15 protein-coding genes are annotated in these 14044 nt (G+C 69.7%); 1 reads left to right on the top strand and 14 read right to left on the bottom strand.

The genetic code is table 11. The features are described 5' to 3' along the window. From tsaD to ACRC20_RS02105, 10 genes are all read right to left on the bottom strand, one after another. A complete protein-coding gene (tsaD, locus tag ACRC20_RS02150) occupies positions 1–1017 on the bottom strand; it encodes a tRNA (adenosine(37)-N6)-threonylcarbamoyltransferase complex transferase subunit TsaD (protein ID WP_438684690.1) in 1017 nt (338 codons plus the stop codon). Next, positions 1014–1478: a ribosomal protein S18-alanine N-acetyltransferase gene (gene rimI / locus ACRC20_RS02145; protein WP_438684689.1), complete on the bottom strand. Its 465-nt coding sequence runs from the start codon at positions 1476–1478 to the stop codon at positions 1014–1016. Before rimI ends, tsaD begins: the two co-directional genes overlap by 4 nt. Continuing rightward, the gene (gene tsaB, locus ACRC20_RS02140) at positions 1475–2176 is read right to left on the bottom strand and encodes a tRNA (adenosine(37)-N6)-threonylcarbamoyltransferase complex dimerization subunit type 1 TsaB (protein WP_438684688.1); all 702 of its coding nucleotides are present in this window, start codon (positions 2174–2176) and stop codon (positions 1475–1477) included. Before tsaB ends, rimI begins: the two co-directional genes overlap by 4 nt. Positions 2177–2201: 25 nt before the next feature. Then, positions 2202–2774: a Uma2 family endonuclease gene (locus ACRC20_RS02135; RefSeq protein ID WP_438684687.1), complete on the bottom strand. Its 573-nt coding sequence runs from the start codon at positions 2772–2774 to the stop codon at positions 2202–2204. A 39-nt stretch (positions 2775–2813) separates the two neighbouring features. Further along, positions 2814–3260, bottom strand: coding sequence for a tRNA (adenosine(37)-N6)-threonylcarbamoyltransferase complex ATPase subunit type 1 TsaE (tsaE, locus tag ACRC20_RS02130; protein ID WP_438684686.1), 447 nt, complete (start codon positions 3258–3260; stop codon positions 2814–2816). Then, complete coding sequence (alr, locus tag ACRC20_RS02125) at positions 3253–4413, bottom strand: alanine racemase (protein ID WP_438684685.1); 1161 nt, start codon at positions 4411–4413, stop codon at positions 3253–3255. Before alr ends, tsaE begins: the two co-directional genes overlap by 8 nt. Beyond that, entirely contained in the window at positions 4410–5948 is a 1539-nt protein-coding gene (locus tag ACRC20_RS02120; RefSeq protein ID WP_438684684.1) for an NAD(P)H-hydrate dehydratase, read from the bottom strand. The genes alr and ACRC20_RS02120 overlap by 4 nt, the downstream gene beginning before the upstream one ends. A 26-nt stretch (positions 5949–5974) precedes the next feature. Beyond that, positions 5975–7825: a glutamine--fructose-6-phosphate transaminase (isomerizing) gene (gene glmS / locus ACRC20_RS02115; RefSeq protein ID WP_438684683.1), complete on the bottom strand. Its 1851-nt coding sequence runs from the start codon at positions 7823–7825 to the stop codon at positions 5975–5977. A 70-nt stretch (positions 7826–7895) separates the two neighbouring features. Further along, positions 7896–8276, bottom strand: a complete 381-nt coding sequence (locus tag ACRC20_RS02110; protein ID WP_438684682.1) for a hypothetical protein — start codon at positions 8274–8276, stop codon at positions 7896–7898. Between the two features lie 48 nt (positions 8277–8324). Continuing rightward, positions 8325–8705: a hypothetical protein gene (locus tag ACRC20_RS02105; RefSeq protein WP_438684681.1), complete on the bottom strand. Its 381-nt coding sequence runs from the start codon at positions 8703–8705 to the stop codon at positions 8325–8327. 18 nt (positions 8706–8723) lie between these two features. Between ACRC20_RS02105 and ACRC20_RS02100 the strand changes: the two genes are divergently transcribed. Next, a complete protein-coding gene (locus ACRC20_RS02100) occupies positions 8724–9560 on the top strand; it encodes a dienelactone hydrolase family protein (RefSeq protein ID WP_438684680.1) in 837 nt (278 codons plus the stop codon). A 26-nt stretch (positions 9561–9586) separates the two neighbouring features. Here ACRC20_RS02100 and ACRC20_RS02095 read toward each other — a convergent pair whose 3' ends face one another. The 4 genes from ACRC20_RS02095 to glmM all read right to left on the bottom strand — a co-directional run bounded on the left by ACRC20_RS02095 (position 9587) and on the right by glmM (position 14034). Further along, positions 9587–10135: a hypothetical protein gene (locus tag ACRC20_RS02095; protein WP_438684679.1), complete on the bottom strand. Its 549-nt coding sequence runs from the start codon at positions 10133–10135 to the stop codon at positions 9587–9589. Positions 10136–10144: 9 nt separating this feature from the next. Beyond that, the gene (locus ACRC20_RS02090; protein WP_438684678.1) at positions 10145–11875 is read right to left on the bottom strand and encodes a hypothetical protein; all 1731 of its coding nucleotides are present in this window, start codon (positions 11873–11875) and stop codon (positions 10145–10147) included. Between the two features lie 27 nt (positions 11876–11902). After that, a complete protein-coding gene (locus ACRC20_RS02085) occupies positions 11903–12241 on the bottom strand; it encodes a hypothetical protein (RefSeq protein ID WP_438684733.1) in 339 nt (112 codons plus the stop codon). A 431-nt stretch (positions 12242–12672) separates the two neighbouring features. After that, positions 12673–14034 carry a phosphoglucosamine mutase gene (gene glmM / locus ACRC20_RS02080; protein ID WP_438684677.1) on the bottom strand — a complete coding sequence of 454 codons (1362 nt, stop codon included), beginning with the start codon at positions 14032–14034 and terminating at the stop codon, positions 12673–12675. Between the last annotated feature and the right edge of the window lie 10 nt (positions 14035–14044).

Genomic DNA, 14044 nt, shown 5'->3' with positions numbered 1-14044 from the left:
TCAGAGCAGGCTGACGCCCACGCTGAGCCCCGGCGTCGGGCCCACGTCGAGCGCCGAGGGCTTGGCCCCCGCCGCCGCGAATCCCGCGCCGAACGCGGCGATCATCGCGCCGTTGTCCGTGCACAGCCTCGGCCTCGGCGCCCGAAGCTCGATCCCGGCCGCCGCGCAGCGCTCTTCGGCGAGCGCGCGGATGCGGCTGTTCGCGCAGGCTCCTCCGCCGAGCACCAGGGTCGTCACGCCGTGCTCCTGCGCCGCGGCGACGGCTTTCGCCGTCAGCACGTCCGCCGCCGCCTCCTGGAACCCCGCCGCCACATCGGCCTTCACATGGTCCGGGTTCACCTGCAGGTGCCGGATCACCGCTGTTTTCAGGCCGGAGAACGAGAAGTCGTAGCCGTCCTTTGGGCCCGTCATGGGCCGGGGGAACTTCACCGCCGACCGGTCGCCGGTCTGCGCGAGCTTGTCCACCACCGGCCCGCCGGGATAGCCGAGCCCGAGGAGGCGGGCGACCTTGTCGAACGCCTCGCCCGCCGCGTCGTCCACGGTCGCGCCGAGCTCGACCAGCGGCTCTGCGAGGCTCTGCGCCTTGAGGATCTGAGTGTGCCCGCCGGAGACCAAGAGCGCCACCGCTGGCGGCAGCGGGCCGTGCTCGATCTGGTCCACCGCGATATGGCCGCCGAGGTGGTTCACCGCGTAGAACGGCACGCCCCAAGCGAGCGCGTACGCCTTCGCTGCCGCAACGCCGACCGACAGCGGGCCGATCAGGCCGGGGCCGATGGTGACCGCCACCGCGTCGGGCTTGTCGATCTGCGCGGTTTCGAGCGCGCGCCGCACGGTGGGCCGGATCGCCTCCAGATGCGCGCGGGCCGCGATCTCGGGCACCACCCCGCCGAACCGGACGTGCTCCGCCACGCTGGAGGCGACCTCGTCGGCGAGCAGCGTCAACGTCCCGTCGGACTCCACCCGCACGATCCCCGCGCCGGTCTCGTCGCAGCTTGACTCGATCCCGAGGACGATCACGATCCGTCACCGGCTTCCGGCGGGCGGCGCATCACCACGGCGTCCTTCCCGACGCGGCGGTAGTAGTTCTTGCGCACCGCCACCTGCTCGAACCCCTCGGCCTCGTAGAGCTGGATGGCGGGCTCGTTGTCCGCGCGGACCTCGAGGAACACCTCGCACCCCTCCGCCTCGTACAAGAGCGCGCCGAGCAGCGCCCGGCCCGCGCCGGTGCGCTGGGCGGCTGGGTCCACGCCGATGGTGACGACTTCGGCGGTGTCGCCGAGCAAGGCCACCCCCGCGTACCCGAGCACCAGGCCGGTGAGGTCCCGCGCCGCGAAATAGCGGGTGTGGCCGGCTTTGAGGTCGCCCTTGAACATCGCGAGCGTCCAGGGCCCCTCCTGCTGGAACAGGACCTGGTCCAGCTCCGCGACGCGCGGCAGGTCGACCTCGCGCAACGCGTCCACTGTCGCCCATGTGGTCATGCCGGGATCCCCTTCATCGAAGCGGGCGGCTTGGCGTCCGGCGGGCGCAGGTACAGCGGGACGAGCGACGCGGGCGGCTCGCCCGCGAGGAGAGCCGGTATGGCGAGTGTGGCGAGCCCCCAAGGCTGCGGGCTCTGGGGCCGCACCCCGCCGAAAAGCTCAGTGACAGAACTCGGCAGAAGCTGCGTCGCCCCCACAGACACGTCCACATTCCGCCCCTCAAGAAAACCCGGCAGCTCGTCCGGACGGCATACCGCAGGCCCAAGCACCCGCTGCCCATCGTGGTGCAAAGCCCAAAACACTTCCCGACGCTTGGCGTCGAGCACAGACAGCACATCGTGGAACACCCGGCCGGGATTGTCCCAATCCTCATCCACCTCGACGGCCAAAGCGTCCAAGCTGCACACGCCGTGCACCGGGACGCCGAGCGCATCGCCGAAAGCCGCAGCCGCAGCGATCCCGATCCGCAATCCTGTGTACGGCCCAGGCCCAACACCGACGACCACGGCGTCCAAGCCCTGCGCGGCTCCGTCCGTCCACTCAAGGATTTCCTCAGCCAACGAAGCAATCTGCTCCACGTGCTTGCTGTCGACCGCAGAGCGTGTCACGACGTTCTGAATCTTGCCGTCCAGGCCGTCAAACCAAACTCCACCGACATTGGTGGTCTCAGTCGAGGTGTCGATGGTGAGTACAAGCATGGCCGCTCAAGTGTACCGGCGCGGCTTAGTCTTCCATCACATCCGCGATGGCGAAGGAGACCTCGAACGGGTCCGTCACTGCGATGCGCTCGCCGTCGGAGACGCCCTCCTGCTCGTGGCACTGGCCATCGGCTCCGAGTTCGAGGGCGAGGAATCGCGCAGGCGGATCCGCCGCGTCCAGGTCGAGGATCCAATAATGCGGGATGCCGGCCTTGGCATACTCATGGCGTTTTTTCACCACATCCCTGCCCCGGCTGCCTTGGGAGACAAACTCCACGACCAGCACCACGTCAGATTTTTCAAAGCTGTGCTTGGTCCGATCGAACGCTTCCCTGCGGATCACCATGAGATCGGGCACGCGATCGGCTGGCGGAAACTCCCGCTGCAAGTAGACGCCGTTGTCCCGCGTCACGGCCCATCGCTCTCTCGGTAGAAAACCGCGCAGGACCCACTGTAGTTGGTTTTGCCCATTGTTGTGCCCGAACGTGGCGGGCGGCTCCATGACCACCACCCCCTCCACGAGCTCGGCCTTGTGCTCCGTCTCCGGCAGCGCCTCCCACTGCTCCACCGTGATGATCGGCCCCGGCTTCGCTCTCATGTCCAAAGCGCAGGTCCGGCGACCGACAATGCCACCGGGTCAGCCGCGCCATTCCCAGCTGATCCGGCGGACGTCGCTCGCCCAGTCCGGCTCGATCCGGACTTCGAGCGTTCGCGTCCCGAGCCCTTCGACGTGCCCGTCGCCCCACTCGACCACGACGACCCCCGTCGCCAGCGCGTCCTCCAGCTCCAACGCCTCGAACTCGGCGTGGCCGCCGAGACGTTGCGCGTCCACATGCGCGAGCGCGAGACCGCCGTCGGCGGCGGGATGCGTGTGCACGATGACGAAGCTCGGGGACTGCACCCTGCCCTGGACTCCCAGCGCTTCGGCGACCCCTCGGGTGAACGTCGTCTTGCCCGCCCCCATCGGGCCGATCAGCACCATCACGTCGCCCGCCCGCAATTGGGCGGCAAGCTCCTTTCCAAGGCTCCTGGTCTCGTCTGGAGTGGCGAGCGTCCTTGGCTCGGGCGTCCTTGGCTCAGGCATTGATATGCGCGAGTTTCACACGCCCCCGTATCTGGGTGACGATCTCGTAGTTGATGGTGCCAGCCGCTTTCGCCCAGTCGTCCACCGTCTGCTCGCCGTCCTTGCCGGGGCCGAACAGGGTCGCGATATCGCCTTCGCCGACGGCGGGCACGCCGGGGCCGAGGTCGACCATCACTTGGTCCATGCACACCCGGCCCACCCCGGGGTAGCGCTTGCCTCGGATCACGACCTCGAATTTTCCGGCGAGCGCGCGAGAGAGGCCGTCGGCGTAGCCGATGGGCAGGAGGGCCAGCGTGGTGCTCGCATGCGCGACGAAGTCGTGCCCGTAGGAGACGCCGTCGCCCGCTTCGATCCGCTTGACCAGGCCGACCCGCGCCGTCAGCGTCATCGCCGGGATCAGCCCGAAATCCCGGCCCGAGATCGGCGAGAGCCCGTAGACCGCCACGCCAGGCCGGGTCGCGTTGAACACGGGCAGCCCGTCCACCAGCGCCTTCGGCCGGGTGAGCACGGCGGGAGAGTTGGCGAGGTGCACCAGCTTCGGGTCGAGGCCCGCCTCGCGGGCGAGCGCGACCGCCTCCCGCAGGCCTCTGGCCTGTTCGGCGTTGGTGTGGTACTCGGGCCGGTCGGCGTTGGCGAGGTGGCTGAACACCGCGCGCACCTGGACCGCTCCGGCGGCCTCCGCGTTCGCGAGGTCGGCGAACGCTTTGTCCCAGTCGGCGCGCGCGAACCCGCCCCGGTTGAGGCCCGTGTCGACTTTCACCGCGACGACGGCGGGCCGGTCGGCACGCAACGCGGCCTCGGCCACCGCCCGCAACTGCGCCGAGGTGGAGACCCCGAGCTCGACACCGAGCTCGACCGCCTCCGCGAACACCTCGACCGCCTCGTCGGGGTCGTAGGCGTGCAGCCAGGCGATGATCGGCGCGTCGATCCCGCCCGCGCGCAGCTCGAAGGCCTCGGCGAGGGTCGCGACACCGAGCTGCGCCGCGCCTGCGGCCAGGACGGTCCGCGCCACGGGGACGGCGCCGTGCCCGTAGGCGTTCGCCTTGAGCACCGCGATGACTTGGGCGGGAGCCGAGGCTTGGACGAGCAGCCGGACGTTGTGCGCGAGCGCGCCGTGGTCCACAGTCGCCTGCACGGCAGGAGACGAAATCATCCTCTGAACATACCCCGTACGGCGCGGATCGCTTCGGGAATATGCGCGGCGAGCCTGCTGGCGGTGATGGGAGCGCCTCTCGCGCCGCCTGCGGCGAGGTCCGCCGCTCGGCTGTGGATGTCGGCGGCGACCCTGGCGGCGGCAAGCGGACGATGCACGACGCTGTCCTCCGCCTCCTCGTCCGGATCCCAATATCCAGCGGCGAGCAAAGCCCCCGTCATACCGGAGAGCACGTCCCCGGAGCCCGCAGTGGCGGCCCACGAGTTCCCCGCCGTGTTCACCCACACGTCGCCATCAGGGTCCGCGATGACCGTGGCATGGCCCTTGAGCAGCACCGTCACCCCGGTCTCCGCCGCCAGCGCCTTCGCCGCCGCGACTCGGTCCGCGCCGACCGGCCTGCCCGCGAACGCCTCGAACTCCCGGTCGTGCGGTGTGATCAGAGTCGGAGCCGCACGGTGTTTGATCGCGTCCGCGACCAGGCGCAAGGCGCTGGCGTCGGCGAGCACCGGGAGATCTGTTGCGAGGACCCGCAGCAGGAGATCCTGCGTCGACTCGTCCGCCCCCGGGCCGATCACCCAGGCGTTGACGCGTCCGGTCGAATCGAAATCCTCGCTCACCACAAGTTCGGGATGGACCGCGACCAGCGCTTTCGCCGCAGGCCCCACCGCGCGCACCATGCCGGAGGTCATCGCCAACGCTCCTGCCGCGCACAACGCCCCGGCTCCCGGATAGGTCGGCGAGCCAGCGACGACGCCGACCACGCCCTGGGTGTATTTGTCATCGTCCGGGCCGGGGACCGACAACCACTTGTCGTCCGAAGGATAGTGCCACTGCCAGCTGTGGAAGAGCGGCCCCCTGCCGTTGAGCTCGCCGGACCAGCGCTGGAGCCCGGCTTCTCGATAGCCGACGTCCACCAGCTCCACCCGGCCGCAATGCTCCGGATTCAGCGCGTGGACCGGCTTGCGCACCCCCATCGCCACGGTGATGTCGGCGAAGACGGCAGGCCCGTCGACCGCCCCGGTGTCCGGATCGACGCCGCTCGGCACGTCCACCGCGACGACCCGGACCGGCGGGCTGCAGCGCAGCAGCATGTCGAAGATCAGCGCAGGCTCGCTCCGCAACGGCCCCCTCCCGGACAAACCGGTCACCCCGTCGACCAGGATCCCCCGCTGAAGACACAGGTCGCCGAGCAGATCCTTCCAGGTCGCATCGGCGACCGCCCGCCCGCCAACCCGGCGGAACGCGGCGAGGCCCTCGGCGTGCGCCCGCTCCGGGCTGAGCAGCAGCGCCTTCACGTCCACGCCCCGGCGTTTGAGGAATACCCCGGCCCACAGCGCGTCGCCGCCGTTGTCCCCCGAGCCGACGACCAACCAGACCTTCTGGCCGACCGCGCGCCCGTGGATCTGCCGCAATTCGCGCAGCACGACCTGCGCCAAGCCGAACGCGGCCCGGCGCATCGGGACGCCCGGCGGCAGTGTCGCGACCAGTGCCGCGTCGGCGGCTTTCACATCTGCGGCGGCGAAGTACGAGAGCATCGGAGTCCAGCCTACTTGGCAGGCGGCTACTCCACCGTGACAGATTTCGCGAGGTTGCGCGGTTTGTCCACGTCGAGGCCCCGCGCGATGGCGACCTGGGCCGCGAACACCTGCAGCGGGACGATCGAGAGCAGCGGCTGGCACAGCGTCGACGTCGCGGGGATGGTGAACAAGTGGTCCGCGTACGGCGCGACGCCGTCGTCGCCCTCTTCCGCGATGACGATGGTGCGGGCCCCGCGCGCCTGGATCTCGCGGATGTTGCTGAGCACCTTGGCGTGCAGCATGGACTTCGCTGGCGGCGCGACGACCACCACCGGGACGCCCTCTTCGACCAGCGCGATCGGGCCGTGCTTGAGCTCGCCCGCCGCGAAGCCCTCCGCGTGCATGTACGCCAGCTCCTTGAGCTTGAGCGCGCCTTCGAGCGCCACAGGGTAGCCGACGTGGCGGCCGAGGAAGAGGATGGTCGAGGCCCCGGCGAGCTCGGTGGCGAGTTCGCGCACCGGACCCATCTGGTCGAGCACGTGCTGCAGCAGCTTCGGCACCGCTTCGAGCTCCGCGTACTCGCGCGCCACCTCGTCCGGGTACTTCATGCCCCTGGCCTGGGCGAGCGCGAGGCCGACGAGGTAGTTCGCGGCGACCTGGGTGGTGAAGCCCTTCGTGGACGCGACGGCGATCTCCGGCCCGGCATGCGTGTAGAGCACCCCGTCTGCCTCGCGGGGGATCTGCGCGCCGTTGGTGTTGCAGATGGCGAGGACCTTCGCGTCCTGCTCCTTGGCGTGCCGGACGGCTTCGAGGGTGTCGAGGGTCTCCCCGGACTGCGAGATGGCGAGGACCAGGGTCGAGCTGTCCAGCACCGGGTCTCGGTAGCGGAACTCGCTCGCGAGCTCCACCTCGACCGGGAGCCTCGTCCAGTGCTCGATGGCGTACTTGGCGATGAGGCCGGAGAGGTACGCGGAGCCGCAGGCCACGACGAAGATCTTGTCCACATCCCGCAGGTCCTGGTCGGTGAAGCGCTGCTCGTCGAGCACGACCCGGCCCCCGTCGAAATGGCCGAGGAGGGTGTCGGCGATCGCGGCGGGCTGCTCGGCGATCTCTTTGAGCATGAAGTGCTCGTAGCCGCCTTTTTCCGCCGCTTCGAGGTCCCAGTCGATGTGGAACGGCTTGCCGGTGCGCGGCTCTCCGTCGAAGGAGCTGATCTGGTAGCCCTCGCGGGTGATGGCGACGACTTCGTCCTGGCCGAGCTCGACCGCCTCCCTGGTGTGCTCGATGAACGCCGCGACATCGGAGGCGAGGAACATCTCGCCCTCGCCGACGCCGAGGATGAGCGGGGTGGACCGCCGGGCCGCGACAATGGTCCCCGGATGGTCGGCGTGGGTGAAGACCAGGGTGAACGCGCCGTGCAGCCGCGCGGCGACAGCCTGGACGCTGGCGTAGAGGTCGCCCTTGGTCGGGCCGTCGGCCACCGCGCGGGCGACCAGATGGACGGCGACTTCGCTGTCGGTGTCGCTCGCGAACTCGACTCCGACGGCTTCGAGCTCTTCGCGCAAACGCAGATGGTTCTCGATGATCCCGTTGTGCACGACCGCGACCCGGCCGGTGGGGTCAAGGTGGGGGTGCGCGTTGCGGTCGGTCGGGCGGCCGTGGGTGGCCCAGCGGGTGTGCCCCATCCCGAGGTTGCCGAGGAACTCGGGGCCGCCGTCGAACTCGGCCTCCAGGTTCGCGATCCGCCCGGCCTTCTTCGCCGTTGCGAGCTCGTGCTCCTTGGTGACCACGGCGATACCCGCGCTGTCGTACCCCCGATACTCCATCTTGCGCAACGCCTCCATCAAGACTGGGGTCGCTTGCCGATGGCCGACGTAGCCGATGATGCCGCACATGCCGTCTAGGGTAGGTGAATCGGCGGCAAATCCATAACGACTTGCGGGGGCGGCCGGGAACGTCGGTGCGCTAACTGCCTGCTACGACGAGGTCGACGATGATCGCGACCGCGACGATCAACGCGGTCACCGGCCAATACCAGACGTGCCGCTCTCGCTTCAGCCCCCTGAGCACGACGACCAGCACCAGCCACGGCTCCATGAGCAGCACGAAGCTCAGCACAAGGGACCACGCCGTCATCTGCGTCGCGTGCTCGCCGGTCGGGGCGTCCAGGGAAGCGGCGAAGTCGCGCACCAGCCACCAGAGCAGCCCGGACAGAAAAAACACACCGCTGCCGCAGAGCGAGAGAAGGACCAAGCACGTCCACAGGACCCAGGTGGCCGCCTTCTCTGCGGCGCTCGGCCGGGGCGGGGGCGGCTGGTACCAGCCCTGCGGGCGGGGATACGACACCCGAGGCAGTCTATGGCGCCACGCTCGCCGCCACTGATCTGCTACGACTCAGAAGAACCCGTAGACGCTCGCCAGCCCCGCCGTGGTCGCGCCCGCCGCGGCGAGCCCGGCGACAGGCCAGAACCAGACGCGCCTGCGCCGCCTGGAACCGGAGACGACGACCGCGAGGATCGACCACGGCAGCACGACGAGCAGCGCGCCGCCGACGAAGTACCACACCAGGTTCAGCCAGCCGCCGGTGTTCTGGCCAGTGCTTGCGCCGACGATGGAGGCGATGACGTTGATCGTCCCGATGACGAGGCTGAAGACCCCCACAACCGTGCCGCCGACGAGCAGGGCCGCCCAGAGCAGCCAGGTGGCCCGCTTCTCAAGTTTGGCCGCCCCTGGCCGTTCGGACCGCTCAGGCCGTCTCACGTGGGATCGCGTCATCCGCGCTAGGATACGTCCATGGCGAAGAACCCGAAAGCGCTGCTCCCCCGGCTGACTCGCACCGGGCCGAACCGGGTGGTGCGCGGAGACCTCGGAGCCGCAGGCGTTCCCGGGCTCGTTTTCTCCCCCGCGAGCGGCTCGAACGCGCCAGCCGTGGTGTTCGCGCACGGCTGGACGACGCATCCGAAACGCTACCAGCGGACACTTCGCCACCTCGCCTCGTGGGGGTTCGTCGTCGCCGCGCCGAGCACGGGACGCGGTTTCTTCGCGAGCGACAAGGATTTCGCCTCGGACCTCGTCCGGACTTTGGAGGTGCTGCGCAGCGCGACGCTCGGCGAGGGCCGGGTTCGGGCGAACGCGAAACGGCTCGGGATCGTCGGGCACGGCTTCGGGGCTTCGGCCGCCGTGCTCGCGGCCGCGAAGGAGCCCGCTTTGGCGGGCGTCGCCGCGCTGTGGCCGAGCAAGACCACCGCGACAACGGTCCAAGCCGCGGAAGAGATCGCCGCGCCTGGCCTGATCCTCACGACCGTGGCGGAGGAGCTGTCGCTCACCTCGAACGCCACCGAGCTGGCGCTCGCGTGGGGCGGGGAAGCCGCGCTGCGCGCCATCCCCGAGTTCCGCCCGGAGCAGCTGCCGGAGCGGCGCGGACCGCGCGGCCTGGTCGAATTCGACTTCGGAGCAGGGCGGAACGGGATCCACGCGCAGCTCACCGGCTGGCTCCTTGCGGCCTTGGCCAAAGACAAGGACTACGCGGCGTTCGCCAACCCCGACGCGGAGCTACCCGGTGTCGCCCCGCTCGACGCGACCGCGATCGAGCGGAACCCGGTCAGCGCGATTCGCGCGCTGCTCGGCTAGGCCTCGCCGCCGAGCCGTCCCTCTCGTCAATCGTCGCCGTGCGGCGGGCCGATCCGCCGCGTGCTGTCGCCCCAGCCCCGGCCTTTCACACGCGCGCCTTGCTGCGGCGCGGGCGTCCTGGTCGGCGCGGCCTGCCTCGGCTGCGGCAAGCCGCGCTGCTGCTCGGCTTGCCGCCTTGGGTCTTCGGCCCGACCAGGGAACGCGCCGGGCCGCTCTTCGCCCGCTTGGCGGAGACGCTCGGCGAACTCGCGCCGCCACCGCTGCTCCATCTGCTGGTTGCGGATCAGGATGTTCCGCAAGTCCGCAGGCAGCCCAGGCGGGACAGCCTCCTCCGGGGATTTGATCTCCTGCGGGGCCGCCGGGCCGCCGATGTTCCGAGTGCTCGAAGCCCAGCCCCGGTCCGACGAACGCGCGGACTGCGGACTGCCCTGGCCGAGGCTCTGCTGGACCCGGCGGCTCGAAGCTTCTGCGCTTTTGCGCAAGTACTCGAAACCCGAAGTCGTCTCGCGTTGCAGCTGCTGTGTCTGCTTCCGGCTCTCAAGCTGAAGGTGGTACAGCTGCTCGACAGGGTCCATGGCCTTGGCTCAGAAACTCGGGATCGCGCTCGGGACGGCGGAAATCGGCGTTGTCGCGGGAACGGCGCAGACCTGCGGCGCCGAGGCCTGCTCCTCCGCAGGAGCAGGCACCTTCAGCTCGTTGGACTCGACCTCGAACTCGCCATGGCTCCCTTGCGTCGCCGGGACAGCGGCGGCGGGCTCGGCATGGCCGACGGCTCCCGCCGGGACAGATCCCTCCAAGTACGGGCCACCGCTCGACTGCGCCACCACGGCGCCGCCGTCCTGGAGGGCCACCGCGCCGTCCGCCGACAATCCCACCGAGCCGACGGGGGTGTCGAGCGTCCCGTCGAGGCCCGCCTCGCCCGTGAGGCCCGCCTCGCCTGCGAGGCCGGCCTCGGTGTCGCCCGCGTCGCCTGTGTCGGCGGAGTCGTCAGCGGACGTGGACTCGGCTTCGTCCGTGCTGTCGGCGTCCGCTGCCGCGTCGGTCCCCTTCTTCGAGTCGTCGCCCGCGAGCTTCGAGAAGTCCGTCCCGCCGAGCGCGGTGCCGACCGCGCCAAGGCCCGAGCCGACCGCGCCCGCGATGCCCGAGCCGAGCTGGCCCGCCGCCTCGACGCCCTTGCCGATGATGTCGCCGATGGATTTGGCGATATCGCTGATGAAGCTCAGATCCGGCCCCTTGCCTTCGCCGCCGCCTTTACCGCTGTCGTCGCCCTTGCCGCCGCCCGAGCCTTTGCCGTCGCCCGAACCAGAGCCGCCGCCCGAGCCGCCGCCCTTGCCAGACGAGCCGCCGCCGGAGCCCGAGTCGGAGCCGCCTGCGGAGCCTCCCCCTGATCCACCGCCCGTGCCGCCGCCGGAACCACCGCCCGTGCCAGACGAGGCCGGAGCGGTCGCGGCTGCCGCAGAGGCGGCAGCGGGCACTGCGGCTCCGCTCGCCGCGGCGGCCGCGCCGTCGCCCTGCTGCTTCTTGTCCTCGCAGCCGCAGTCGTCGGGGTGGTCCGGCTCGCAGGTGATCGGGAACTCGGGAACTTTGTACGGGCTTGTGTCGACGCCTTGCAGCGTGTTGGCCAAAAGCTCGGTCGCGGCCCCGGCCTGCTGCTCGACCAGGGCGAGCAGCTGCTGGAACTGCGTCACCGCCCATTCGGTCGGGACGGCCACCTGGTTCTGCAACTGCTGGCGCAGCGCGTCGACCACGCTTTGCGCGTTCTGCGGCGCGGGCCGCTGGTCGATCAGCTTTTGGATCTGCTGCACCGCCTGGACGATCGCGCCCGTGGTCCGGTACTGGCCGAGGCTGCCCACCAGGTTGGAGAAAATAACGTCGGCTTGCTTGTGCAGCTCGGTCAGATATTCGGTGAGCGAGCCCTGGTACGCGCCGAGCGCACGGGAGAACTGCCCGACCTTCACCAGATCGGCCTGGGCGCGGGCCGCTGCCTGCTGGTAGTTCCCGTACGCCGCCTGGCCCGCTTGGTCCGGCCACACGCCGGAGAGCTGCCCGGCGGTCGAGTCCGCGTGCGCGCGAAGCTCCTCGAGCCTCGTCCTTGTGTTGTTCAAAAGGTCTGCCGCCCCGCTGAGCCGCTGCAGGCTCAACGGGTCCCACTGGTCGTACTTGCGCTGCAAGTCCGCGCCGGACAGGCCCACATGCACGGGAACCCCCACCGAGGCCATCGCGGGAGCGCCCGCGCGCACCTGGTCGACCGCTTCCAGCCCCTGCGCCACGGTCTGGCTCTGAATAAGTTCTCTCCCCGTCGACGGAGCAGTCATGATCGTCTTCCCTTCGTCCCGCGCCGGTCAGCCCTGGTAACCGCGCAGCGGCGCGTCCGCTTGGTCGATCTTGTTGTTGACCGAGGCGAACGCGTGGCCGTGGTGCTCGTCGACCTTCTCGTAGGACGCGGCGGCGCTGATCAACGACTGCCCGTACGCGGCGAGGTAGTCGTGGTATTTGTTCAACGACTCCTCAAGCTGGTCGAAGCCGGAGGCGATCCCCTGCGCCTGCCCGGCGACGGGCGTGCCGCTCAGCGCCGAGACCAGGAGATTTCCCGCAGTGACGACATCCGTCCCGATCCTTCCGACCTGATTCCCGTCGCCCTGCAGCTCGGAGCCAATGCGGCGCACTTCCGCCGGTTGCATTTTCGCCAAGGCTCTCGCCCCCTTCTTGTCGTTGGGAAAAATTGTCTTATCGCCATGAGAAGTTGTGGTTCTGCTATGTTCGACGTTTCAAAGCCCTCTGCGGTTCCACCGAATATTTGTTCCACTGCTCCTGTGGACAACTTCATCCCAAGAAAACTGCGCGAATACTTCTCTTCGCAGCTCAAGTCCGTCTTTTATCGCAAAACCGCGCTGCCCCGGGAGCGGGAAGGCCCACGTCGACGCGCGTTGCGATGAGAGTAACACCGGCCCACACGCCCGGCAAGAGATACGGCGCCCCCTCACGCCCACGCCGAGCCAAATCGGCGAGATGCGCGGCGGAAGGCCGCGTGGCGTACGAAAAAGCGAGGGACGAGCGCGGTACGCCCCCCCACGGCCGACAACGCCGCAGATCGCGATTTGGACTGCGTGCCCTACTTCAGGTTGGTGGCGCGGACGAGATGGGCCACTTGCTCGGCCACTTCGTGCGCGGAGAGCGCCGACTCGGCCTCCACCATGACACGGACCAGCTGCTCGGTGCCAGAGGGGCGAAGGAGCACGCGCCCGTTGTCGCCGAGGCGCTCTTGCGCGGCGGACACCGCGGCGAGCACCGCCGCGTCGCCCGCGGCGGCGAGCTTGTCGACCACGGGGACGTTGACCAGCACTTGCGGGTACACCTGGACGACAGACGCGAGCTCGGCGAGGCTTTTCTTCGTCTCCACGAGCCGAGAGATCAACCGCAGGCCGGTGACCATGCCGTCACCGGACTCGCCCATGTCCGGCAGCACCACATGCCCGGACTGCTCGCCGCCGAGGGAGTATCCGCCCTCGCGCAGCGCGTCCGTCACATGCCGGTCCCCGACCGGCGTGACTTCGAGCTCGATGCCCGCCTGCCGCATCGCGACGTGCAGGCCGAGATTGCTCATCACCGTCACGACGAGCTTGCTGTGGCGCAACAGGCCCTGCTCGTGCAGGCCGAGCGCCAGGATCGCCATGATGGCGTCGCCGTCCACCACGTCGCCGTCCCCTGCCACCGCGAGGCAGCGGTCGCCGTCCCCGTCGTGGGCGAGACCGAGGTCGGCGCCCTCCTCCAGCACTGCGGCGCGCAGGACGTCGAGGTGGGTGGAGCCGCATCGGTCGTTGATGTTGAGCCCGTCCGGCTCGGCGTTGAGCATGATGACTTCGGCCCCGGTCGCCTCGTACACCTGCGCCGCGAGCCGGGAAGTCGCGCCGTTCGCGCAGTCGACGACCACCCGCAGCCCTTCGGCGTTCGGGGTGATCGGCGTGAAACGGGTCAAATAACGCGCCGCGCCGTCAACGAAATCGGTGAGATCGCCGACTCCCGCGCCGGTGGGCCGTTCCCCTTCGCCCCAGCCCCAGCTCGCTTTGCCGCCTTTGCGCACCCGCGAGACGTCGGCGGACAACAAGTGCTCGGTCTCCGTGTCGAGCTTGCCGCCGCCTGCGCCGAAGAACTTGAGGCCGTTGTCCGGCATCGGGTTGTGCGAAGCCGAGATCATCACGCCCAGATCGGCCCCGAGCTCTTTGACGAGCCACGAGACGGCAGGGGTCGGCAGCACGCCAACGCGGAGGACGCTGACGCCAGCGCTCGCGAGACCCGCGCAGACCGCGGCTTCGAGCATGGCCCCGGAGACTCTGGGGTCGCGACCGACCACGGCAGTGCCCGACTCGCCACGGAGCCGCAGTCCAGCCGTGAATCCCAAAGTCAACGCCAGCTCGGGAGTGAGCTCGGTGTTCGCGACACCGCGAACACCGTCGGTTCCGAACAGTGTTGTCATGAGAAGACAG

It is taken from the genome of Segniliparus sp. (assembly GCF_051660745.1).
In the GTDB taxonomy this organism is placed as follows: domain Bacteria; phylum Actinomycetota; class Actinomycetes; order Mycobacteriales; family Mycobacteriaceae; genus Segniliparus.
Note: the sequence above shows the minus strand (reverse complement) of the source record. Positions and strands in the feature narration are given on the sequence as shown.